This is a genomic window from Kocuria sabuli (assembly GCF_040981185.1).
GTDB classification, from domain to species: domain Bacteria; phylum Actinomycetota; class Actinomycetes; order Actinomycetales; family Micrococcaceae; genus Kocuria; species Kocuria sabuli.
Genome location: NZ_JAVHZE010000001.1, coordinates 231,639 through 255,077 on the forward strand (window position 1 = coordinate 231,639; position 23,439 = coordinate 255,077).

A 23,439-nucleotide genomic window follows, 5' to 3' on the forward strand; every position below is an offset into this window, starting at 1 on the left:
GGCCCGGCGTGGTCGTGCGGAGCGGTCGCGGATCAGCGGGCCGCGGTGCCCTCGACGTAGTCGGCGTCCGGGGAGGTCCAGGCGAAGAGCTTGCGCAGCTCGCGGCCGGTGACCTCGATCTGGTGGGACTCCTCCTTCTCGCGCAGCTTCTTGAACTCGGGACCGCCCTGGTCCTGGTCCTCGATGAAGCGCTTGGCGAAGGTGCCGTCCTGGATGTCGGCGAGCACGGCCTGCATGTTCTCCTTGACCGCGGGGCCGATCACGCGGGGGCCGGAGACGTAGTCGCCGTACTCGGCGGTGTCCGAGATCGACCAGCGCTGCTTGGCGATGCCGCCCTCGACCATGAGGTCGACGATGAGCTTGAGCTCGTGCAGCACCTCGAAGTAGGCGATCTCCGGCTGGTAGCCGGCCTCGGTCAGGGTCTCGAAGCCGTACTGGACCAGGTGGGACACGCCGCCGCACAGCACGGCCTGCTCGCCGAAGAGGTCCGACTCGGTCTCCTCGGTGAAGGTGGTCCTGATCACGCCGGCGCGGGTGCCGCCGATGGCCTTGGCGTAGGACAGGCCCAGCTCGAGGGCCTTGCCGGAGGCGTCCTTCTCCACGGCCACGAGGGCGGGCACGGCGCGGCCGGCCTCGAACTCGCGGCGCACGGTGTGGCCCGGGCCCTTGGGGGCGACCATGACGACGTCGACGCCCTCGGGGGCCTCGATGTAGCCGAACCGGATGTTGAAGCCGTGGGCGAAGAACAGCGCGTCGCCCTGCTGGAGGTTCGGGGCGATGGACTCGGCGTAGACATGGCGCTGGACCTGGTCCGGGGTCAGGATCATGATGACGTCGGCTTCCTCGACGGCGTCCGCGACCGTGAGGACGCGCAGGCCCTCCGCCTCGGCCTTCGCGCGGGACTTCGAGCCCTCCGCGAGGCCGATCCGGACGTCCACGCCGGAGTCGCGCAGGTTCAGCGCGTGGGCGTGGCCCTGGGAGCCGTAGCCGATGACGGCGACGGAGCGGTCCTGGATGATCGACAGGTCGGCGTCGTCGTCGTAGAAGATCTCTGCCATGGGGTTGTCTCCTTGAAGCATGGGTGGGCGCGGCGGCGGCACCGCCGCGAGGTGGTTGGGGTGTCTGTGGGCCGGCGCCCGCGGGCACCGCCGCCCGGGGGCGTCAGTGGCGCAGGGCGCGGTCGCTCATCGACTTGGGACCACGTCCGAGGGCCAGCGTACCGGCCCGGACGATCTCCCGGACGCCGAACGGCTCCAGGATGTCCAGCAGCGCCCGGAGCTTGTCCGGGGCGCCGGTGGCCTCGATGACGAGCGACTCGGTGGAGACGTCGACAACGGTGGCACGGAACAGGTCTGCGGCTTGGGTGACCTGCAGACGGGTCGCGGCGTCGGCGCGGACCTTGACCATGATGTGGTCACGCTGCACCGACGAGTCGGGGACGAGCTCGACGATCTTGATCACGTTGATCAGCTTGTTCAGCTGCTTGGTGACCTGTTCGAGCAGCTCGCCCTCGGCGTCCACCACCACGGTGATGCGGGAGACGCCGTCGAGCTCCGTGGGTCCCACGGCGAGCGAGTCGATGTTGAAGGCACGGCGCGCGAACAGCCCGGCCACCCGGGTCAGCACGCCCGGCTTGTCCTCGACGAGCACGGAGAGGGTGTGTCGGCTCATGGGTCAGTCCTCCTCGTCCCACTCGGGGGTCATGTTGCGGGCGATCTGGATCTGGTCGTTGGACACGCCGGCGGGCACCATCGGCCACACCATCGCGTCCGCGGAGACCACGAAGTCGATCACCACGGGGCGGTCGTTGATCTCGAGGGCCTGGCGGATGACGTCGTCCACGTCCTCGTCCCGGGTGCAGCGCAGCGCGGCGCACCCGTAGGCCTCGGCGAGCTTGACGAAGTCCGGCACCATGATGCTGTCGTGGCCGGTGTTCAGGTCGGTGTTGGAGTACCGGCCGTCGTAGAACAGGGTCTGCCACTGGCGCACCATGCCCAGCGAGGAGTTGTTGATCACCGCCACCTTGATCGGGATCTTGTTGATCGTGCAGGTGGCGAGCTCCTGGTTGGTCATCTGGAAGCAGCCGTCGCCGTCGATCGCCCAGACCGTGCGCTCGGGCTGGGAGACCTTCGCCCCCATCGCGGCGGGCACCGCGAAGCCCATGGTGCCCAGGCCGGCCGAGTTGAGCCACTGGCGGGGCCGCTCGTACCGCACGAAGTGCGAGCTCCACATCTGGTGCTGGCCCACGCCCGAGACGTAGACGGCCTCGGGGCCGGTCAGCGCGGAGATCCGCTCGATGACGTGCTGCGGGGAGCCCAGCCCGTCGGCGGGCTTGGGGTAGCCCAGCGGGTAGGTCGACCGGAGGCTGCTCAGGGTGGTCCACCACGAGGAGATGTCCGGGGTTCCGCCGCGCTCGAACTCCTGGCGCACCGCGGCGACGAGGTCCGGGATGATCTCCTTCACGTCGCCCACGATCGGGACGTCGGCGGTGCGGTTCTTGGAGATCTCCGCGGGGTCGATGTCGGCGTGGATGATCCGGGCCGTGGGGGCGAAGGTCTCCAGGTGGCCGGTGACGCGGTCGTCGAAGCGCGCGCCCAGGGTCACGAGCAGGTCCGCCTGCTGCATCGAGTAGACGGCCGGCACGGTGCCGTGCATCCCCGGCATCCCGAGGTTCTGCTCGTGGGAGTCGGGGAACACGCCGCGGGCGGTGAGGGTGGTGACCACGGGGGCGCCGGTCAGTTCGGCCAGCTCCATGAGCTCGGCCGCCGCGTCGGCGCGCATCGTCCCGCCGCCCACGTAGAGCACGGGCCGCTGGGCCGCCGCGATGAGCCGGGCGGCCTCCCGGATCTGCTTGGCGTGCCCGCGGGTCACGGGCCGGTAGCCGGGCAGGTCCATCTGGGGCGGCCAGGAGAACGTCATGGTGTCCTGCTGGGCGTCCTTGGCGATGTCCACCAGCACGGGGCCGTGCCGGCCGGTCGAGGCGAGGTGGAAGGCCTCGGCGAGCACGCGCGGGATGTCCCGGGCCTGCGTCACCAGGTAGGAGTGCTTGGTGACCGGCATCGTCATCCCGACGATGTCGGCCTCCTGGAAGGCGTCCGAGCCGATGACCTTGGACGAGACCTGGCCGGTGATCGCGACCATCGGGATGGAGTCCATGTGCGCGTCCGCGAGGGCCGTGACGAGGTTCGTCGCCCCGGGGCCGGAGGTCGCGATGCACACGCCCACCCGCCCGGAGGCCAGGGCGTAGCCCTCGGCGGCGTGGCCGGCGCCCTGCTCGTGGCGGACCAGGATGTGGTTGATCTTGTCGGTGTCCATCAGCGGGTCGTAGGTCGGCAGGATCGCACCGCCGGGCAGACCGAACACGTCGGTCACCCCGAGCTCCTCCAGGGACCGGATGACGGCCTGGGAGCCGGTCATCTGCATGGGCGGCACGGTGTTGCCGGGGCCGTGCACGGCCGGGGCAGCCGGGACGACGTGCTCGCGCGCCCCCGGAGGCCGGTGATCGGCGGCGGTGTCGACCCGCTTGGTGGCCATCAGCGCCGGGCTGATCGGCTGTCCCTTGCTCATGTCACTGTCCTTCTGGTGTCGGTGGTTCTGTTCCGGCCCCGGGGCGCACCCCCCGGTGGCGCCGGGCAAGAAAAAAGGCCCTCGCTGCACCGGGAGGTGCGACAGGGCCCGTGCGCTCGACCGGTCGTCGGCTCAGGCCCCGCGTCCGACGAGGACGCGTACCGTGAGCTTGACGACACCGTGGCTGAGTTGCATGGCTCCATGCTCTGCCCCGCGCCCGGCAGTGTCAATCTACGGACGCCCCGTCCCACGATGTGAGACAGGGCAGGACCACGGTCTCCGCCGCCCGCTCCGCCGGCACGCCGGGCCGCCTCCCCTGCTGACGGCGCAGGGGCCGCCGCCCCGGCGCGGACGGACGGCGCCCGGCCCCCGACGGGCAGCCCCCGACGGGCGAGTGCAGGGGGGCCGCCGGGCGAAATGGACATGCCGTCGCGAAGTGGTAGAGTACTTTCTCGTTGCGAGGCGGAGCCCGGCGGAAGCCGGTCGGCCCGATTCGGCCCCCGGGCCCGGTCGTGCTAGTGTTCTTGCCGCACCACCTGCGCCCCTAGCTCAATTGGCAGAGCAATTGACTCTTAATCAATGGGTTCTCGGTTCGAGTCCGAGGGGGCGCACCACGGAAAGGCCCTGTCGCGGAAAGCCGCGGCGGGGCCTTTCGTCGTCCCCGGAACCGGCCGCACCGGACGCCGTGAGGTCGACGCGGGGAAGCCCGTGCCGGGGACCCGGCCCCGGGCACGACAAAACCCGGGGTCCCTGAGGTACCCCGGGTGCCCCGGAGGAGCCACGGCCCTGTGGCTCCTCACGAGCAGGCTCCTCACCCGCACGGTGGTGCTGGGTCGGCGGAGCCGTGCCGGCCCCGCCCCGTGGTGCTCCGCCCCTCCCCGCGCCCGTCCGATGCCCGGAGGTGCGGGCGGGCGCGGCCGGCTCAGGTCGTCGTGTCGCCCTGGGCCACGGCCTCGCGCTCTCCCTCAGCGGGCTCCTCCACGACCTCCACCGGGACCGCGTCGGCGGAGCCGGCGTCGGTGACGGTGCCGTCGGGCTGGACCCGCAGCTTCCAGCGGGCGCCGCCGAGCGTGGTGATGATGTCGGCCAGGGTGCGGCGCAGGCTCTCGTCGGTGAGCAGCCCGTCGCCGACCAGGTCGTCCTCCAGCTTGGTGGCGGCCTCGAGGATGTGCTGTCCCTCGGGCGTGATGGACACGAGGTGGCTGCGCCGGTCCCGGACGTTCTTGGAGCGGGTGACGTGCCCGTGCAGCTCGAGCCGGTGCAGCGTCTTGCCCATGGTCTGCGCCTGCACCCGGACGCGGTGCGCCAGTTGGGCCTGCGTCATGCTCCCCGCCGTCTGCAGGACGTCGAGGGCCATGACCCCCGCGTGGGTCACACCGAGCGTGGCCAGGCGCTCGTTCCAGGCGTGCTCCACGAGGCGAGCCGCCGTGGAGAGCAGTCTGTTGGTCGGCCATTGAGTGGTGAAAGGCATGAAAAGCAGTCTACCGATCCCGAACACGGAATACAGCATCATGCTAAGCAAACTTATGAGCATTTCTCTGCACGTGAACAGGCGGTGGCCGACAGACCGCTGCCGGAGGGCCCCGGGCGGCCCCCGGGAACCGCCGGTAGTCTTTCGTCGTCCGGGCACCGCTCCGACGGCACACGGACACGCACCGACCACCGCACCGACAGCACGGAGGAACCGCTCATGGCAGCACGACTCGAACCGGGCCGACCGGCCCCCGACTTCACCCTGCCCGACGCCGAGGGCCGGCCCGTCTCCCTCGCGGACCACCGCGGGCGCCGCGTGGTCGTCTACTTCTACCCGAAGGCCGCCACCCCCGGCTGCACCACGCAGGCGTGCGACTTCCGGGACAGCCTGGAGCGCTTCGCCGCGGACGGCTTCGCCGTCGTCGGCATCTCTCCCGACCCCCCGGAGGCCCTGGCGCGGTTCGCCGCCGACGAGTCCCTGACCTTCCCCCTGCTCTCCGACGCCGACCACCGGGTGGCCGAGGCGTACGGGGCCTGGGGCGAGAAGAAGAACTACGGCAGGACCTACGAGGGACTCGTGCGCTCGACCGTGGTGGTCGACGCCGACGGCACCGTGGAGCTCGCGCAGTACAACGTCCGGGCGACGGGCCACGTGGCCAAGCTGCGCCGCGACCTCGGCCTGGAGGCCTGAGACCGGGGCCCTGAGGATAGGATGGACGGGGGCCCGAGCGGGCCCCTCGGCGCGAGTGGTGGAACTGGCAGACACGCAGGATTTAGGTTCCTGTGCCCTGACGGGCGTGCGGGTTCGAGTCCCGCCTCGCGCACCGGACGGCCCTCCCGCCCCTTCCCGGGGCCGGAGCCCGACGACGCCCACGACCACACCCACGACCACCTGCCGCGCGACGCGGCGGAGCACGAAGGACCCATGGCGCCCAGGCGAACCCCCCGACCCGCGGCCGCCCTCGCGCTCGCCGCGGGGCTGCTCGCCCTGAGCGCGTGCTCCGCCGACGGCCGGGCCCCCGGACCCGAGGCCTCCCGGTCGATGCCGGAGGCCACGTTCGTGTTCGCCAACGCAGCGGCGGCGCCCACCCTGGACCCGGCCACGACCAGCACCGTGGAGACCTCGCGGATCGCCGCCCAGATGCTCGAGGGCCTGGTGCGGGCCGACCCGTCCACGGGCGAGCCGGTGCCGGCGCTGGCGACGTCCTGGGAGCGCTCGGCGGACGGGCGCTCCTACACCTTCGAGCTGCGCGACGGCGTGCGCTTCCACGACGGCACGGCCCTGGACGCGGCCGCGGTGTGCGCGAACTTCGAGCGCTGGGAGTCCCACGCCGCCGACGGGGCCCGGACCTCCTTCGCGACGGTCTTCCGCACCGCCACCGGCGGGTCCCTGTACGGGGCCTGCACCGTGGAGTCGGACTCCTCCGTGGAGCTGTCCCTGACCTCCGCGCGCACGCCCGTGCTCCGGGCCCTGACGCAGCCGGCCTTCGGCATCGCCTCCCCGGCCGCCCTGGCGTCCGGCACCCAGGGCTCCCACCCCGTGGGGACCGGGCCCTTCCGCTTCGAGTCGGGGGACGGGACCCGCCTGGTGCTCAGCGCCAACCCGGACTACTGGGGCGAGCTCGGGGACATCGGCACCCTCGAGTTCCGCACCGTCGCCGAGCCGGAGCTGCGCTACGTCGCGCTGCGTTTGGGGCAGGTGGACGGCTACGACCAGGTGGGCCTGGACTCCTTCGCCCCGCTGGCCCGGGAGGGCGTGCAGGTCTTCCAGCGGGACCCCTACTCGGTGTCCTACCTGGGCATCAACCAGAACGTGGCCCCGCTCGACGACCCGGACGTGCGGGCGGCGATCGCCTCCGCGGTGGACCGGGGGGCCATCGTGCGCGAGCACTACCCCGACGGCACCCGGGTGGCCGACCAGTTCCTCCCGGCCCGCTTCGCGATGGACGGGACCGACCTGCAGGTGCCCGCCTACAACCCGCAGCGGGCGAAGGAGCTGCTCGAGGCCTCGTCCTACGACGGCGAGCCGCTGCGCTTCTACTACCCGCGCAACACCTCCCGCACCTACATGCAGGAGCCCGAGAAGATCTACGCCGACATCGCGGCCCAGCTGGTGCGGGCGGGCTTCGTGATCGAGCCCGTCCCGGTGGACTGGTCGGACGGGTACGTGCAGCAGGTCCAGGACCCCGACGGCGACCACGCCCTGCACCTGCTGGGCTGGAACGGCGGCTACCGGGATCCCGACTACTTCATGGGCGCGCTCTTCGGCGCCCCCGACGGCGAGTTCGCGATCGACGACCCCTCCCTGTTCGGCGCGGTCGACCGCGCCGCCGCGCTGCCGGACGGCGAGGAGCGCTCGCGGGCGTACGCGTCGATCAACGACCGCCTCTCCCGGGTGCTGCCGGCCGTCCCCCTGGCCCACCCCATCTCCGCCGTGGCCGTCGGCGGCTCCGTCACCTCCTTCCCGCTGACCTCCACCGGCTACGAGGACTTCAACCAGGTCCGGCTCGCCCCGGCGCCCTGAGCGGGGTCGGCGGGCGCACCCGGTGACATTCGGGGAACGTCCGGGCGTGGCGCTAGTCTGAGACCCGACCACTCACCGGCGCGGCGTCAGCGCCGGGCCTTCAACGGGAGCATCGACTGTGACATCACCTCAGGCAACGGAATCGACCGACGTCCTCCTGATCGGGGGAGGCATCATGAGCGCCACCCTCGGCGTGTTCCTCAAGGAGCTCGAGCCGCAGTGGGACATCACCCTGCTGGAGCGCCTGGACCAGGTCGGCGCGGAGAGCTCCAACGTCTGGAACAACGCCGGCACCGGGCACTCCGCGCTGTGCGAGCTCAACTACGCCCCGCAGGCCGCCGACGGCTCCGTGAACCCGGCCAAGTCGCTGAGCATCAACGAGCAGTTCCAGCTCTCCCGGCAGTTCTGGGCCTCGCTCGTGTCCGAGGGCAAGCTGCAGGACCCGCGCACCTTCATCAACCCGGTGCCGCACATGTCCCTCGTCTTCGGCGACGCCCACGGCGACTACCTGCGCCGCCGCTACGAGGCGCTCCAGCCCAACAAGCTCTTCGAGCGCATGGAGTACACCGAGGACCGCGACCGGATCGCCGGGTGGGCGCCGCTGACCATGCACGGGCGGGGCGCGGGACGCGTGGCCGCCTCCTGGTCCCCCGAGGGCACCGACGTCGACTTCGGCGAGCTGACCCGGCAGCAGGTCGCCCACCTGCAGGCCCGGGGCGGCGAGGTGCGCTACGGCCAGCAGGTCGTGGACCTCGACCGGCAGAGCGACGGCACGTGGGTGGCCCAGGTCAAGAACCGGATCAACGCCGAGGGCCACCGGCTCATCCGGGCGAAGTTCGTGTTCGTGGGGGCCGGCGGCGGCGCCCTGCCGCTGCTGCAGAAGTCCGGCATCCGTGAGGCCAAGGGCTACGGCGGCTTCCCGGTCTCGGGCCTGTGGCTGCGCAACACCGACCAGGACGTGGCCTCCCAGCACAACGCCAAGGTCTACGGCCAGGCCTCCGTGGGGGCCCCGCCCATGTCCGTGCCCCACCTGGACACCCGGTACGAGCACGGCCGGCGCGCCCTGCTCTTCGGCCCCTACGGCGGGTTCAAGCCGAACTTCCTCAAGCAGGGCTCGTTCCTCGACCTGCCCCTGTCCGTGCGCCCGCACAACCTCTACCCCATGACCCGCGCCGGCCTGGCCAACCTGGACCTCGTGAAGTACCTGCTGAGCGAGCTGGCCAAGACCAAGGGCCAGCGCGTCGAGGCCCTGCAGCAGTTCTACCCGACGGCGGACGGCTCGCAGTGGGAGCTGGTGGAGGCCGGCCAGCGCGTGCAGGTGATGAAGCGGGACAAGGAGAAGGGCGGCGTGCTGCAGTTCGGCACCGAGCTCATCACCGCCGCGGACGGCTCCATCGCCGGCCTGCTGGGCGCCTCCCCGGGGGCCTCGACGGCCGTGCCCATCATGCTGAACCTGCTCGCCAAGTCCTTCCCGGCACGGATCTCCGGGTGGGAGAGCCGGCTCAAGGAGCTCATCCCCTCCTACGGCGTGACGCTCAACGACCACCCGCAGCTCGCGGACGAGGTCATGGGCCGCACCGCCCAGGTGCTCGGCATCGACTGAGCCCGCACCGACCGGCTCGGCACGCGCGGCAGGGCCCCGGACCGGACGGTCCGGGGCCCTGCCGCGTCCGCACCGCCTCCGGTACCCGGCACCGGGGGTCCCGGTGACCTGTCGGTCGGCGACGGTACGCTGAGGAGCGTCCGCTCCCGTCCCCTCCGGAGCGCCGTCGCCCGTCCCTCCCCTAGGAGCACGCGTGTTTCTCCTCGCCCGCGCCTCAATGGCCAACCGCGCCCTGATCGTGCTCATCACGGTCTTCGTGGCCGTCTTCGGCGTGCTGAGCATGCGCTCCATGAAGCAGGAGCTCATCCCGTCGCTCGAGATCCCCGCGATCAGCGTGGTCTCGGTGATGCCGGGCGCCTCCGCCGAGGTCGTCGACGAGCAGGTGGGCCGGCCGCTGGAGCGCGCCCTCAACATCGTGGAGGGCCTGGAGACCTCCACCTCCACCTCGCGCAGCGGGCTGTCCAACATCCAGCTCGGCTTCGAGTACGGCACCGACCTCGACCGGGCCCGCAACCAGGTGGAGCGGGCCATCTCCAACGTCGGGACGCAGCTGCCGGACGACGTCGAGCCCGCCGCCTTCGCCGGCTCCGTCGCGGACTTCCCCATCGTCTTCCTCGCCGTGTCCTCCGACGAGGAGCTCAGCTCCCTGGCGGCGGACCTGGAGCGTCTCACGGTCCCGGACCTGCAGAAGATCGAGGGGGTGCGCTCGGCCGAGGTCAGCGGCGGACCGGAGCAGGTCGTCTCCATCGTGCCCGACCGGGCCGAGCTCGCCCGCGCCGGGGCCACCCCCGCCGACATCCGCACCGCCCTGGAGGAGAGCGGGGGGCTCGTGCCCGTGGGCGCGGTGGACGACGGCGCCACGACCGTCCCCGTCCAGGCAGGCTCCCCGCTGGACTCCCTCGGGGCCGTGGAGAACGTCCCCCTCCCGCGCTCCGAGGACGCGCCCGGGACGGGCGGGACGACCACGATCGGCGACGTCGCGGCCGTGCGGCTCGCCGACCAGGACCAGACCTCGATCACCCGCACCAACGGGGAGCCGACCCTCGCGCTGTCCGTCACGAAGACCCCGGACGGGGACACCGTGGGGATCTCCCACGCCGTCGGGGAGATGGTCCCCGCCCTCGAGGAGGACCTCGGCAACGGCGCCCGGATCACCACCGTCTTCGACCAGGCGCCCTACATCGAGCAGTCCATCGAGGACCTCACCGTCGAGGGCCTCCTGGGCCTGGCCTTCGCCGTGCTGGTCATCCTGGTGTTCCTGGCGTCCCTGCGCTCGACCCTGGTCACCGCGATCTCCATCCCGCTGTCCCTGCTCGCCACGTTCGTCGGCATCAGCGCCCTGGGCTACTCGCTGAACCTCCTGACCCTCGCGGCGATCACCCTGTCCGTGGGGCGCGTGGTGGACGACTCGATCGTCGTGATCGAGAACATCAAGCGCCACTACGGGACCGTGGACCTGCGCACCGACCCCGCCGGCGCGAAGCGCCGGGCCATCCTCGGCGCCGTGCGCGAGGTCGCCGGGGCGATCACCGCCTCGACGCTGATCACCGTGGCGGTGTTCGTACCCATCGCGTTCGTGGGCGACGTGACCGGCGAGCTGTTCCGGCCGTTCGCCCTGACCACCACCATCGCCCTGCTCTCCTCCCTGGTCGTGTCCCTCACCATCGTGCCGGTCCTGGCGTACTGGTTCCTGCGCGACCCCCGCCTCGCCCGGCGCCGCCGCCGGGAGACCGGCGCCCGGTCGGCGCCCTGGGGCCCCGGCGCGGCCGAGGCACCGACCCGGATGGCCCGGGGCTACCTCCCCGTGCTGCGCGGCACCCAGCGCCACCCGTGGGCCACCCTCGGGGCGAGCGTGCTCGTGCTCGGCGGCACGGCCGCCCTGCTGCCGGTGCTGCCCACGAACCTGCTCGGGGACACCGGGCAGAACACGATGACGATCGAGCAGGAGCTCCCGGCCGGGACCGCGCTGCAGGTGACCTCCGAGCAGGCGTCCCGCACCGAGGAGGTGCTCGCCTCCACCGGGGGCATCGAGGACGTCCAGGTCACCATGGGCACCGGGGGCGGCTTCTCCGCGTTCCTGCCCGGCAGCGGCACCAACAGCGCCACCTTCTCCGTGACGACGGACGCCGAGGTCGACCAGGAGCAGCTGCGCCGCGACGTCGGCGAGCAGCTGGACGGGCTGGACGGCGCCGGCGAGTTCTCGGTTCAGGGTGCCCAGGGGTTCACCAGCAGCGACGTGGAGATCTCGGTCAGCGCCCCGGACCAGGACACGCTGGCCGCCGCCGACGCGGCCGTCGTCGAGGCGATGCGGGAGCTCGACTCCGCGGGCCAGGTCACGAGCAACCTCGCGGCGACCCAGCCCACCGTCGTCGTCACGGTCGACCGGGCGGCCGCCGCCGAGCGGGGGCTGACCGAGGAGCAGGTCACGGGCTCGCTCGCCGGCACGGTCAACCCCCTCCCGGCCGGGTCCATCGACCTCGACGCGAACTCGGTGGCCGTCACCATCGGCGAGGGCCGCGCCGTCGAGGACGTCGACGCCCTGCGGGGCCTGCCGGTGCCCACGGCCGGCGGGCCCGTCCCCCTCGAGGACCTGGCCGAGGTCGAGGAGACCCTCACGGTCGAGGCCATCACCTCGAGCCGGGACCAGCGCACCGCGACCGTGGCCGTCACCCCGGCGGGAGACGACCTCGGCGCCACGAGCACCGCCGTCCAGGAGGCCCTGGGGGCCCTGGACCTGCCGCAGGGCGCGGCGGCCGAGCTGGGCGGGGCCGCCACCGAGCAGCAGAGCACCTTCCGCCAGCTGGGCCTCGCCGTGCTCGCGGCCATCGCGATCGTCTACGTGGTCCTCGTGGCGACGTTCAAGTCACTGGTCCAGCCCCTGATCCTGCTCGTCTCGATCCCCTTCGCGGCCACGGGCGCGGTGCTCGCGCTGCTCGCCTCGGGGGTGCCGCTGGGCCTGGCGTCGCTCGTGGGCGTGCTGATGCTCGTGGGGATCGTGGTGACCAACGCGGTGGTGCTGATCGACCTCATCAACCAGTACCGGGGACGGGAGCACGCCATGGCCCTGGAGGACGCCATCGAGCGGGGCGCGACCCGCCGGCTGCGGCCCATCGTGATGACCGCCCTGGCCACCATCCTCGCGATGACCCCCATGGCGCTCGGCGTCACGGGCCAGGGCAGCTTCATCTCCCGGCCGCTGGCCGTGGTGGTGATCGGCGGACTGATCTCCTCGACGCTGCTCACCCTCGTGCTGGTCCCGGTGCTGTACCGGCTGGTGGAGGCCCGCAAGGAGGAGCGGCACCGCCGCCGGGAGGAGCGGATCGCGGCGCTGTCCGGCCCGGCGGGATCCTGATCGGCACGCCCACGCTCCCGGGACGGGACCGCCGCCCCGCCCTCACGGGCCACCACCTGCCGCGCCGACCCCGGGCCGAGGACGTGGTCGACGGGGGCGCAGCTCCCGCATCCAGCTGCGGCAGGTCCCCTCGGCGTCACCCGTGCGCACTTTCGTGGACGTTCGCACTCGAAAACAGGGATGGGCGCACGGAAGGAACCCTGTCCCCCGCACGCACGACAAGCGCGTCGTGGCTGGTCATGCGGCACAACCGGCGCCGGGATCGGCCGGAGCCCGGCCGGACACCGGGGGGAAACCCCCGAAAGGGGGACACCCTCGCCCGAGCCGCCCATGTAACTCGGTCGTAGCATTAAGCCGTGACCCGCAGAGAAACAGATCGAGTGCAGAACAGCGCCGACGCCTGGGAGGCCCTCTTCAGGGCCCAGGTGACGGTCATGCGGCGTCTCCAGCGCCAACCCGAGTTCGCGGAGCTCTCGGCCCGCGAGTACGACGTCCTGTTCAACCTCTCCCGTGCCGACGAGGCCGGGATGAGGCTCAACGAGCTCAACGAGTACGTGCTGCTCACCCAGTCGAGCCTCAGCCGGATGCTGGAGCGCCTGGAGCTGAAGGGGCTGGTGCACCGGTGGCAGGACCCGCAGGACCTGCGGGGCCTGCGGATCCGGCTGACCGACGCCGGACGGACCATGCAGGCGCAGATCGCCGAGCAGTTCCGGCTGCACGTGCACGAGCTGATGTCCGCCGGCCTGGACCCCGAGGAGCTGCGCATCCTCACCCGGCTCGCCGACCGCCTCCGGGAGGCCGTCAACTCCCTCTGACCCGCCCGGGCCGTCAGGCGGGCAGCGGGAGGACCACCCTGACCTCCGGGTCCTCGGGCACGTCCGCGGAGGACTCCGCGGCGACCCGCATCTCCCCCAGCGTGATCTGCCCCTGGAGGGTGGTCAGGAACGCCGTCTCGGAGGCGTCGGCGCCGGTGGCGATCCGCACGAACTCCGACCGGGGAGCGAGCCCGGTGGCGTCCAGGACGTACCACGCGCCGTCGTGCCACGCCTCGACCACCGCGTGGAAGTCCATGGGGGACAGCCCGGGCGCGTAGACCGACACCAGCCGCGCCGGGACCCCGAGCGCCCGCAGCAGGGTGATCAGCAGGTGGGCGTAGTCCCGGCAGACCCCCTGGCGGGTGAGGAAGGTCTGCACGGCCGTGTCCGTGGCCGTCGACGAGCCCGCCACGTAGTCCAGGTTCTCGTGCACCCAGTCCCGGACCCGCTGGAGGGTCCCGTACCCACCGCCGCGGGCCCCCGGGAAGAGGGCGTCGGCGGTGCCGGCCATCTCGTCGAACGGGCAGAAGCGGCTCGGGCGGGTGTAGCGGACCACGTCGACGGGCTCCGCCGGCGGCGGGGCTCCCGCGCCGTCGAGGGTGAGCTCGTAGGAGACGGTGCACCGTGTGCCGCCCGGCACGCGGGCCAGGTGCAGCCGGGTGCCGTGCAGGTCCTGGGCGGTTTCGAGCGGAACCTCCCGGCCGTCGGCGCGCAGGCTCAGGCGCTCCCCGGGATGGGGACGCCCGCCGGCCCGGGCGGCGGCGAGCGAGAAGACCGCCAGGTGATCGGTCTCGGACGCGAAGTCGACCTCCGCGGAGACGGTGCGCCGGGTGGTGGGCACGAGGGGCCTCCTGATCAGGTGGGATGTCGGCCGGACCCGCGGTCCGCCCGGACCATTGTCGCCCACGGACGCGATCGTCAGTACACTGATCCACGAGACATCCCCCATATGCCCCCGCCGCCGGCCGGAGCTCACGCCCCCACCCGGCGGCCGACCCCGAAGGACGCGCAGCATGGCCCAGGACACCACCCAGGACAGCCGGTCCAAGGAGCGCACCGCCCCGGACCCCGAGGACAGCCGCAAGCCGGACAGCCCGACCGAGCTGAGCAAGCCCGCGTGGGGCTACATCCTCAAGCGCTCGCTCTCCGAGTTCTCCAAGGACGACTGCACCGACCTCGCCGCGTCGCTGACGTACTTCGCGGTGCTCTCCCTCTTCCCGGCCCTGCTGGCCATCGTCTCCCTGCTCGGCGTGTTCGGCCAGGGCGAGGCCACGACCCAGGCCATCACGAACTTCCTCAGTGACTACGCGCCGGCGGCGCTCGTCGACCTGCTCCGGGAACCCATCAACAACCTGACCACCAGCACCGGCGCCGGGATCGCCCTGTTCACCGGTCTGCTCGGCGCCCTGTGGACCGCCTCCGGCTACACCGGGGCGTTCGGCCGGGCCATGAACCGGATCTACGAGGTCGAGGAGGGCCGGCCGGTCTGGAAGCTGCGGCCGATGAACATCCTCGTGACCCTGGTCCTGGTGCTCGTCGTGGTGCTGATCATGCTCATGCTCCTGCTCTCCGGTGGCATCGCCCAGTGGGTGGGCGACCTCATCGGGCTCGGCACGACCGCCGTGACCGTCTGGAACATCGCCAAGTGGCCGGTCGTCGTCGCGCTGGCGATCGTGCTCATCGCGATCCTGTACTACTTCACCCCGAACGTGGAGCAGCCGAAGTTCCGCTGGATCAGCATGGGCTCGATCGTCGCCCTGATCGTGGCCGCGCTGGCCGCGGCCGCGTTCACCTGGTACGTGATCAACTTCGCCTCCTACAACGCCACCTACGGCATCATCGGCTCGGTCATCATCCTGCTGCTGGGGCTGTGGATCATCAACAACGTGCTGCTGCTGGGCGCGGAGATCGACGCCGAGGTCGAGCGCGGCCGCGAGCTGCAGGGCGGGATCAAGGCCGAGGAGACCATCCAGCTGCCGCCGCGGGACACCCGCCAGATCGACAAGCAGGAGAAGAAGGAGGAGAAGCTCGTCGACCAGGGGCGCAAGCTGCGCCTCGAGCACGAGCACATCGACTACTCCTCCGGGGAGGACTCCGGCGACTCCGACGGCGCCGGGACCTCCGGCAAGGGCGGCTCCTCCTCCGCCTCCTGATCCGGGACCGCCCGGCCCCCTGGAGCTCGAGGAGCTCCGTGGGAACCGCAGCGGCGGACCCGTGGTGCTGAGCCACGGGTCCGCCGCTGCGGCGTTCCCGGGGCGGGTGCGCACGGACGCGGCCCACGACCTCGAGGCCGCGGGCTCTCCCCCGGCGGCGTGGGCCTGCCCGGGCACGGCCCGCGCGGCGGGTCGCCGTGGCTCTCCGGAGCAGCACCGGGGCCCCGATGCCCCCCTGCCGTGCTTCCCTAGACTGGGAGCGGGGTTCCGGACCGGAACCGTCATGTCGTCCGCAGAAAGGACCGTGCCCCATGCACGAGGTCAGAGCAGTCGTCGTCAAGGCGAAGAACGAACCGGCCACCCTGGAGACCATCCTGGTGCCGGACCCCGGGCCCGGGGAGGCGCTGGTGGACGTGCTCACCTGCGGGGTGTGCCAGACGGACCTGCACTACAAGGTCGGGGCGGTGGGCGAGGACTTCCCCTACCTCCTCGGCCACGAGGCCTCCGGGATCGTGTCCGCGATCGGTGAGGGGGTGACCGAGGTGGCCGTCGGGGACAAGGTGATCCTCAACTGGCGCGCCGTGTGCGGCGAGTGCCGGGCCTGCCGGAAGGGCCGGCCCTGGTACTGCTTCGCCACCCACAACGCCACCCGGAAGATGACCCTGGCCGACGGCACCGAGCTCTCCCCCGCCCTGGGCATCGGTGCCTTCGCCGAGAAGACCCTGGTGGCCGCCGGCCAGTGCACGAAGATCGAGGGCGAGCTGCAGGAGCACCAGTACGCCGCCGTGGGCCTGCTCGGCTGCGGGGTGATGGCCGGGATCGGGGCCGTGCTCAACACCGCCGGCGTCCAGCGCGGGGAGTCGCTGGCCGTGATCGGCTGCGGCGGCGTCGGCACCGCCGCGATCGCCGGGGCCGCCCTGGCGGGCGCGACCACGATCGTCGCGGTGGACATCGACGACGAGAAGCTCGAGACCGCCCGGCGGTTCGGGGCCACCCACACGGTCAACAGCAGGCAGCAGGAGCCGGTGGCCGCGATCCGGGAGCTCACCGACGGGTTCGGCGCCGACGTGGTGATCGACGCGGTCGGCATCGCTCCCACCTTCCGGCAGGCGTTCGAGGCCCGGGACCTGGCCGGGCGGATGGTGCTGGTCGGCGTCCCGGCCCCGGGCACCACCTGGGAGATCCCGCTGGACCAGGTGTTCGGCCGCGGCGGGGCGATCAAGTCCGCCTGGTACGGCGACACCCTGCCGTCGCGGGACTTCCCGATGCTGGTCGACCAGTACCGTCTGGGCCGGCTGGACCTGGACGGGTTCGTGAGCGAGCGGATCGGCATCGAGGAGGTGGAACCGGCGTTCGAGAGGATGACCGCCGGCAAGGTCCTGCGCTCCGTCGTCGAGATCGCCCCCGCCGCCGGGGCCACCCGATGAGCGCCCCCGGCCCCACTCCCGGCTCCACCGGCGAGGGACCCGTGCCCGACCCGGCCGCGGCGGCCCACGACGGGGACGCCCTTCCCGCCCGGCAGCGGACGTACCCGGACGACCACGGGGCCGTGCCGACCCGGCGGGCCACCGGCCCGGTGCGGGTGGAGCGGCTGGTCACCGCGGGGACGTTCTCCCTGGACGGAGGCACGTGGGAGGTGGAGAACAACGTCTGGATCGTCGGCGACGACGAGCAGTGCGTGGTCCTCGACCCCGCCCACGACCCGCAGAAGGTCGTCGAGGCCGTGGCGGGACGAGACGTCGTGGCGATCCTGCTCACCCACGCCCACGACGACCACATCCGCTCCGTGAAGGAGGTCGCCGGCCAGGTCGGCGGGAACATCCACCTGCACCCGGCCGACACGATGCTGTGGGAGCAGGTCTACCCGCACACCGCCTTCCACGCCGAGCTGGCCGACGGGGACGAGTTCACCGTGGGCGCGGTCACCCTGACCGTGCTGCACACCCCCGGGCACTCCCCGGGCTCGGTGTGCTTCTCCGCCCCGGACCTGGGCGAGTCCGGGATCCTGTTCTCCGGGGACACCCTCTTCGCCGGCGGACCCGGGGCCACGGGACGCTCGTACTCGGACTTCCCCACGATCGTCGGCTCCATCCGGGACCGGCTGCTCACCCTGCCGCCGGCCACGGAGGTGCTCACCGGCCACGGGGACACCACCACGATCGGGGCCGAGGCCCCGCACCTGCAGGAGTGGATCGACCGCGGCCACTGAGCCGCCCGCCGTCCCGCCGGGCCCGGCACCGGGCCCGGCGGGACTCAGGCGTCGTCGAGGGCGGTGCGCCGCCAGCGGTGGACGAAGCCCAGGGCGCTGGCCAGCAGGAGGGCCGCGGAGCCGACGGGTAAGAGGGCCGCGCTCCGGTAGCCCCACGACTCCCCGAACCATCCGGAGAGGACGAGGCCCACCGTGAGCCCCACGCTCATCGCGGCGGTCATCACCGTGGTGAGGGCCGTGACCCGGGAGCTGGGCGCCACCAGCCGCGCGATCTCGTAGACCGCCACGAGGCTGGGACCGGTGGTCAGCCCGACCATCGCCAGGACCAGCACCATGCCCACGGAGTCGTCCGGGAGGGTCAGGAGCATTGAGGCGAGCACCGCTGCGGCGGACGCTCCCACCCAGCGGTTCCAGAGCCGCAGCTCCTCCGTGCGGGCGGAGGCCAGCACCGCTGCGCCCGCCGAGGTCAGTCCCGTGACGGCGTAGAGCCAGCTGACCGACACCACCGCGTCCACGGAGGTCGCGAAGACGACGACGGCGCCCAGGATCGAGCCGAGCAGCGCGCCCAGGGCGCCCATGCCCACCACGGGGAGCAGCCGGAGCTGCGTGATCCGGCGGCGGCGGCGGCGGGCCGCCCGGGTGAGCCCGGGCGGGACGGGGTCGCGGAAGTGCAGGGCCCTGCGCGGCAGCCGGGCGGAGCAGTGCAGCAGGAACACCGTGGTGCCCGCGAGCGTGAGGGCCGCCGCGAGCGCCAGCACGGCGGCCGGCCCGAGCGTCACGACCACGAGGCCGGTGATCGCGGCGGCCAGGACCGTGGCGAGGGAGTCCATCACGCTCTCGTGGCGCAGCGCCGTGTCGAAGAGGTCGGGCCGGGAGTCCCGCTCGAGCAGCGACCACCAGCGCAGCCGGCAGACCACGCCCATCTGCGGCAGGACCAGGCCGGCCAGCAGGCACGGGAGCGCGAGCCGGGCGGCGTCGGCGTCGGGCGCGGCGGAGGCCCCGGGGAGCAGCCGGACGAGCCACCAGACCGCCACCGGGTTGGCGAGGGTGAGCAGGGCGAGCCCGACCTGGCGCCCCCGCCACGAGGCGGCCGCGCCCATGGCGAGGCCGCACAGGGCCGAGCCGAGCGTCACCGCCCCGGCGCACAGGGTGCCGAGCGCCGGTGACCCGGAGATCAGGGCCACCGTGGTGAGCACCCCCAGGGGCACCATGGTCTGGGGCAGGCGCACGAGCAGGGTCAGCACCGGGTAGAGGGCGCCGCTGACGGCCGCGAGCTCGCGGGAGTCGGCCAGCGGCGAGCGGGTGGCCATGCTGATCCCGCCGAGCGGTTCGGGGGCGCGCGTGCTGCTCACGAGGGGCTTCCGGTTCCTTCCGGTGGGGGCCGGGGCAGGGCACCAGCCTAGTCCCGGGGCTCAGCCGATGACGGAAAGCGTCGACCCCCGCGGCGAACGGTGCACCCGGATCTGCTGGGGGATCCGCGACTTCATCTCCTGGACGTGGGAGACGAGCCCGATCACCCGCCCGCGCTCGCGCAGTCCGTCGATGGTGTCCATGACCTCCTCGAGCGTCTCCTCGTCGAGGCTGCCGAAGCCCTCGTCCACGAACAGCGTGTCGATCTCCACGCCGCCCGCCTGCGCCTGCACCACGTCCGCCAAGCCGAGGGCCAGGGCCAGGGAGGCCATGAACGTCTCCCCCCCGGACAGGGACTCGGTCCCCCGGCGGGCGTTCGTCCACGCGTCCTCGATCTGCAGGCCCAGCCCGGACTTGCGCCCGCCGTCCTTGGCGTCCGTGTGCACGATCCGGTAGCGGCCGCCCGTCATGCGCTCCAGCCGGACGGAGGCCGCGGCCGCGACCTCCTCGAGCTGGGCGGCCAGCACGAACGAGTTGAGGGTCATCCGCAGCGCGTTGTCCGAGGAGGTCGCGTTGGCGGTGTCGGCGAGGCCCCGCAGCACGGCCGCTCCGGCGGCGGTCGCGACGGCCGCGGCGTCGGCCGTCGCAGCCTCCGCGGCCAGGGCGGCCAGCCGGTCGAGCAGGCCCGCGAGCCCCGCGAGCCGGCCGGTGCTCCTGTCCCGCTGCGCCCGCAGGTCGTCGAGTCGGGTCTGCGCCGCCGCCAGTTCGTCCGGGGTGGGCGCGGGCGCGCCGGAGCTCTCCTGCCCGAGCACCGCGGCGAGCTCGGGGGCCCCCAGCCCGGCGGCCACCCGCAGGACGCGGGCGTCGGCGTCGTCGACCCGCTGCTGCCGCTGCCCGGCCTCGGCGGGGGTGAGAAGGGCCGCGGAGAGCTCGTCCTCCCCTGCGAAGGACGACTCCGCCAGGGCCGTGGCCAGCTGCGCGCCGGCGTCCTCGGCCGCGTGCCGGGCGCGCTCGTGCCGGTCGTGCGCATCGGCGAGTCGGGACAGCGCGGCGACGAGCCGGTGCACGGCCGCCTCCTTGCCCGAGAGGTCCCCGAAGCCCCCGGCGGCGGCGCTCAGCTCGGCCGCCAGGGCGCCGTGCTGCGCCACGGTCCGCTCAAGCCGGGCCCGCGCCGTGGACAGCGCCACCTCGCTCCCGTGCCGGTCCTGCTCCGCTCGCTCCCGCGCCGCCTGGACCCGGTCCAGCCCGGTCCGGGCCCCGGTGAGCTCGCGCTCGGCCGCGGCCGCGGCGTCCGCCGCCGCGGCGGCGTCCCGGGCGGCCGACTCCGCGCCGGGGAGGTCGTCCGTGGCGCCGCCGGCCCGGAGGCGGACGACGGCGTCGTGGCTCGCCTCGTGCTCCCGGCGCGCCGCTTCGGCCCGTTCCGCGGCGGCGTCCCGGCGGGCCAGTGCCGCCCGCAGGGCCTCGTCGGTGACGGCGGCCGCGTCCCCGGTCTCCGCGGGGGCAGGGTGCTCGGCGCTGCCGCACACCGGGCACGGCGCGCCCGCCTCGAGGCCGGCGGCGAGCAGCCCTGCCGCCTGCTCGAACCGTCGCTGCTGGAGCAGCTCGGACTCCCGGGCCGTCGTGCGCCGCGCGTGCTCGGCCTCGCGGTAGTCCTCCCGGTGCCGGGTCTCCCGCGCGCCGGCGGCCCGGAGCTCCCGCGAGGCCGTCAGGACCGCGGCGGCGTCCGCGGCCGTCCGGGCGAGCTCGGCGGCGCGCTCGGCGCGGGGGGCGAGCTCGGCGGTCCGCCGGAGCAGGGCCTCGCGCTCGACCGCCAGGAGCGCGGCGCGCTCCTCGTGCTCCGCGCGGGCGCGCTCGGTCTCGGCCACCGCGGTCCGCAGGGCGGCGGTCTCCTCCACGAGCCGGGCGAGCTCGGGCTCGCGCCGCCGGGCCTGCCGCACCGCGGCGAGCGCCTGGTCGGCGGCCGAGCGCAGGCCCGGCGAGGGGGCCCCGTGCCCGGCGAGGGTCTCGCGGAGGGACGTCCCGTGCTCCGCCGGCAGCGCGGCCGCGGCTGTGCGCAGGATCTCGTCGGCACCGAGCTCCCCCACGACCGTGGCCAGGTCCTCCCCGGCGGCCGCGAGCCCGTCGTGGGCCCGGCGCCGGGCGTCCAGGACCACGCGCAGCGGCACCGCGGCCCGGTGCCGCTGCAGGGCGGCGCGGTCCTGCTCGGTCCCGGGCCGCAGCTGCTCGAGCTCGGCCTCCTCGGCCCGCAGTCCGTCGAGGCGCTGCCGCAGCCGCTGCTCCTCCCGCAGCCCCGCCGCGTGCCGCTCGGCGTCCGCGAGCCGGGCGTCGAGCTCGCCGTGGGCCGCCAGGGCCCGGGACTGCGCCGCGAGCACGCGGGCTCGTGCCGCGGCGACGGCCGAACCGGCGGCGTCCGGACCGGCGGCATCCGGTGTGCCGCCCCGACCGGGGTCGAACTGGCCGGGATCGAACTGGCCGGGGTCGCCGTCCTGGCCGGGGTCCGGGTCCGGCGGCCCGGCGGGGTCGAGCCCGCGCAGCTGCACCAGCTCCCGCTCCGCGTCCCGGACCAGCCGGGCCACGTCAGCCGCCGCGGCCTCCGCAGCCGCCCGGGCGGCCCGGGACCGGGCGGCCAACTCCTCCTGGACGCGCTCGTAGAAGGCCGTCCCGAAGAGTCTCTTGAGCACCGCCTCGCGGTCGCCCGAGCTCGCGCGCAGGAACTCCGCGAACTCCCCCTGGGGCAGCAGGATCACCTGGGTGAACTGCTCCACGGACAGGCCCACGACCTCGCGGACCTGCTCCCCGACGTCGTCGAGCCGCGTGGCCCGGGACACCCACGCGCCGTCGTCGCCGCGCTCCATCAGCAGGGCCTTGGGCTGGCGGACGGCCGTGCCGGAGGCGGCCCGCGCCGACGGCACCTCCCAGTACGGGGTGCGCGTGAGCCGGAAGCGGCGGCCGGCCGCCGTGAACTCGAGCTCGACCTCGGGCGCGGCGGTGGGCCCCGCGTGGTGGCTGCGCAGGGCGTTGCGGGCCCGTCCGCCGGGCACGGAGCCGTAGAGGGCGAAGCACAGGGCGTCCAGCACGCTGGTCTTGCCGGCGCCGGTGACACCGTTGAGCAGGAACAGCCCGGACGCGTTGAGGGGTTCGAAGTCGATGCTCTCGTGCCCCGCGAAGGGCCCGAACGCCGTGATCTCCAGGCGGTGCAGTCTCATGCCGGCGCCTCCCCGGCGCGGACGCTCTCCACCGCGGAGCCCAGCACGCGCGCCTCGTCGTCGGCCACGGGGCGGCGGCGGACGTGCTCGTAGAAGGCCGAGCACACCTCGAGCGGGCTCTCGGCGCGCGCCACCCGGGCCGCGTAGCTGCGGTCCCGCTCCGGCGGGGCGCCGGCGGGCTCGAAGCGCAGCTCGAGGGTGCGCGGGAAGCGGGAGCGGACCGTGTCCATCGGGTGCGGCGGGCGGTGCTCGTCGGTCAGCACCACCTGGCAGAGGGCGTCCTCGTGCACGGCGAGAGCGGGGTCCGCGAGCAGTTCCGCGAGGGTGCCGCGCAGGCGGGCGAGCCGGTGGCCGTGCCGGTGGTCGAGGGCGCGGGCCTCGGGGGCGGCCCCGGGCTCCAGGTCCACGAGCCAGGCGCCCTTGGCGTGCCCGGCCTCGGAGAAGGAGTACGCCACCGGGGAGCCGCTGTAGCGCACCGTGTCCGTCACGGCCTGGCGGCGGTGCAGGTGGCCCAGGGCCGTGTAGTCGGCCCCGGCGAAGACGGACGGCGGGACGGTGCCGAGCCCGCCCACGTTGAGGTCGCGCTCCGAGTCGGACTCGGCCGCCCCGGACGCGAAGGTGTGGGCGAGCACGACCACGGCCACGGGCCCCGGCAGCTCCGTGCGGCGCCGGGCGGCGTCCGCCCGGACGCGGTCCAGGGCGGCGGCCGTCACGGAGGGGTGGTCGGGCTCGGCGTCCAGGGCGCCGGCGACGGCGCGCGGCTCGAGGTACGGGACCCCGTAGACGAGCACGGTGCCCCCGGCGGGGTCGGGCAGCACCACGGGCCGGTCGACGTCCTCCACCCGGGTCCGCAGGTGCACGCCGCCCGGCTCCAGCAGCGGCCCGCCGAAGCCCAGGCGCGCCGCGGAGTCGTGGTTGCCGCTCGTGAGCACGAGCCGGGCGCCGGCGGCCCGCAGGTCGGCCAGCGCCCGGCCCAGCAGTTCCACGACCTCCGCGCGGGGCTGGGCCTGGTCGTAGACGTCCCCGGCGACCAGCACGACGTCGACGCGGTGCTCACGGACCCAGCCCGTCAGCTCGTCGAGCACGGCCCGCTGCACCTCCAGGGTGCCCTGGCCGTGGAACGAGCGGCCGAGGTGCCAGTCGGAGGTGTGGAGGAATCGCATGCGGTCAATCTAGCGGCCCCGCCG

Annotated in this window: 16 protein-coding genes and 2 tRNA genes; 10 read left to right on the top strand and 8 right to left on the bottom strand. The window is 73.7% G+C overall.

From position 1 onward, the window contains the following. Positions 1 to 32 precede the first annotated feature (32 nt). From ilvC to RE027_RS01095, 3 genes are all read right to left on the bottom strand, one after another. Positions 33 to 1,058 (bottom strand): ketol-acid reductoisomerase, encoded by a 1,026-nt coding sequence (gene ilvC, locus RE027_RS01085; protein WP_368806383.1) that lies wholly within the window; start codon positions 1,056 to 1,058, stop codon positions 33 to 35. Positions 1,059 to 1,161: 103 nt separating this feature from the next. Beyond that, on the bottom strand, positions 1,162 to 1,671 hold the full coding sequence (ilvN, locus tag RE027_RS01090; protein ID WP_368806384.1) for an acetolactate synthase small subunit: 510 nt from the start codon (positions 1,669 to 1,671) through the stop codon (positions 1,162 to 1,164). A 3-nt stretch (positions 1,672 to 1,674) separates the two neighbouring features. Further along, positions 1,675 to 3,567 carry an acetolactate synthase large subunit gene (locus tag RE027_RS01095; RefSeq protein ID WP_368806385.1) on the bottom strand — a complete coding sequence of 631 codons (1,893 nt, stop codon included), beginning with the start codon at positions 3,565 to 3,567 and terminating at the stop codon, positions 1,675 to 1,677. Between the two features lie 538 nt (positions 3,568 to 4,105). Between RE027_RS01095 and RE027_RS01100 the strand changes: the two genes are divergently transcribed. Further along, positions 4,106 to 4,181 (top strand) — tRNA-Lys (locus tag RE027_RS01100). 308 nt (positions 4,182 to 4,489) lie between these two features. On the opposite strand, the gene RE027_RS01105 is transcribed toward RE027_RS01100, so the two are convergent. Continuing rightward, positions 4,490 to 5,038 carry a MarR family winged helix-turn-helix transcriptional regulator gene (locus RE027_RS01105; RefSeq protein WP_368806386.1) on the bottom strand — a complete coding sequence of 183 codons (549 nt, stop codon included), beginning with the start codon at positions 5,036 to 5,038 and terminating at the stop codon, positions 4,490 to 4,492. A gap of 219 nt (positions 5,039 to 5,257) precedes the next feature. Here RE027_RS01105 and bcp point away from each other — a divergent pair, with 219 nt between their 5' ends. From bcp to RE027_RS01135, 6 genes are all read left to right on the top strand, one after another. Next, positions 5,258 to 5,731 carry a thioredoxin-dependent thiol peroxidase gene (gene bcp, locus RE027_RS01110; RefSeq protein ID WP_368806387.1) on the top strand — a complete coding sequence of 158 codons (474 nt, stop codon included), beginning with the start codon at positions 5,258 to 5,260 and terminating at the stop codon, positions 5,729 to 5,731. Between the two features lie 49 nt (positions 5,732 to 5,780). Continuing rightward, a tRNA-Leu gene (locus RE027_RS01115) sits at positions 5,781 to 5,864 on the top strand. Positions 5,865 to 5,965: 101 nt separating this feature from the next. After that, positions 5,966 to 7,564 (top strand): ABC transporter substrate-binding protein, encoded by a 1,599-nt coding sequence (locus tag RE027_RS01120; protein WP_368806388.1) that lies wholly within the window; start codon positions 5,966 to 5,968, stop codon positions 7,562 to 7,564. 118 nt (positions 7,565 to 7,682) lie between these two features. Continuing rightward, positions 7,683 to 9,167 (top strand): malate:quinone oxidoreductase, encoded by a 1,485-nt coding sequence (locus RE027_RS01125; RefSeq protein WP_368806389.1) that lies wholly within the window; start codon positions 7,683 to 7,685, stop codon positions 9,165 to 9,167. Between the two features lie 193 nt (positions 9,168 to 9,360). Continuing rightward, entirely contained in the window at positions 9,361 to 12,519 is a 3,159-nt protein-coding gene (locus RE027_RS01130) for an efflux RND transporter permease subunit (RefSeq protein WP_368806390.1), read from the top strand. Positions 12,520 to 12,875: 356 nt separating this feature from the next. After that, positions 12,876 to 13,334, top strand: coding sequence for a MarR family winged helix-turn-helix transcriptional regulator (locus RE027_RS01135; protein ID WP_368827984.1), 459 nt, complete (start codon positions 12,876 to 12,878; stop codon positions 13,332 to 13,334). A gap of 13 nt (positions 13,335 to 13,347) precedes the next feature. On the opposite strand, the gene RE027_RS01140 is transcribed toward RE027_RS01135, so the two are convergent. After that, the gene (locus tag RE027_RS01140; RefSeq protein ID WP_368806391.1) at positions 13,348 to 14,175 is read right to left on the bottom strand and encodes a transglutaminase-like domain-containing protein; all 828 of its coding nucleotides are present in this window, start codon (positions 14,173 to 14,175) and stop codon (positions 13,348 to 13,350) included. Positions 14,176 to 14,347: 172 nt separating this feature from the next. Between RE027_RS01140 and RE027_RS01145 the strand changes: the two genes are divergently transcribed. The 3 genes from RE027_RS01145 (at position 14,348) to RE027_RS01155 (ending at position 17,696) form a co-directional block, all read left to right on the top strand. After that, positions 14,348 to 15,487 (top strand): YihY/virulence factor BrkB family protein, encoded by a 1,140-nt coding sequence (locus RE027_RS01145; RefSeq protein ID WP_368806392.1) that lies wholly within the window; start codon positions 14,348 to 14,350, stop codon positions 15,485 to 15,487. Positions 15,488 to 15,798: 311 nt separating this feature from the next. Continuing rightward, complete coding sequence (locus tag RE027_RS01150; RefSeq protein WP_368806393.1) at positions 15,799 to 16,914, top strand: S-(hydroxymethyl)mycothiol dehydrogenase; 1,116 nt, start codon at positions 15,799 to 15,801, stop codon at positions 16,912 to 16,914. Beyond that, a complete protein-coding gene (locus tag RE027_RS01155; RefSeq protein WP_368806394.1) occupies positions 16,911 to 17,696 on the top strand; it encodes an MBL fold metallo-hydrolase in 786 nt (261 codons plus the stop codon). Before RE027_RS01150 ends, RE027_RS01155 begins: the two co-directional genes overlap by 4 nt. A 44-nt stretch (positions 17,697 to 17,740) precedes the next feature. On the opposite strand, the gene RE027_RS01160 is transcribed toward RE027_RS01155, so the two are convergent. Genes RE027_RS01160 through RE027_RS01170 form a run of 3 tightly spaced genes read right to left on the bottom strand, consistent with a single transcriptional unit; the run spans position 17,741 to position 23,415 of the window. Continuing rightward, entirely contained in the window at positions 17,741 to 19,048 is a 1,308-nt protein-coding gene (locus RE027_RS01160) for a hypothetical protein (RefSeq protein WP_368806395.1), read from the bottom strand. A gap of 60 nt (positions 19,049 to 19,108) precedes the next feature. Continuing rightward, positions 19,109 to 22,252 (bottom strand): AAA family ATPase, encoded by a 3,144-nt coding sequence (locus RE027_RS01165; RefSeq protein WP_368806396.1) that lies wholly within the window; start codon positions 22,250 to 22,252, stop codon positions 19,109 to 19,111. Continuing rightward, positions 22,249 to 23,415 carry an exonuclease SbcCD subunit D gene (locus RE027_RS01170; protein ID WP_368806397.1) on the bottom strand — a complete coding sequence of 389 codons (1,167 nt, stop codon included), beginning with the start codon at positions 23,413 to 23,415 and terminating at the stop codon, positions 22,249 to 22,251. The genes RE027_RS01165 and RE027_RS01170 overlap by 4 nt, the downstream gene beginning before the upstream one ends. Between the last annotated feature and the right edge of the window lie 24 nt (positions 23,416 to 23,439).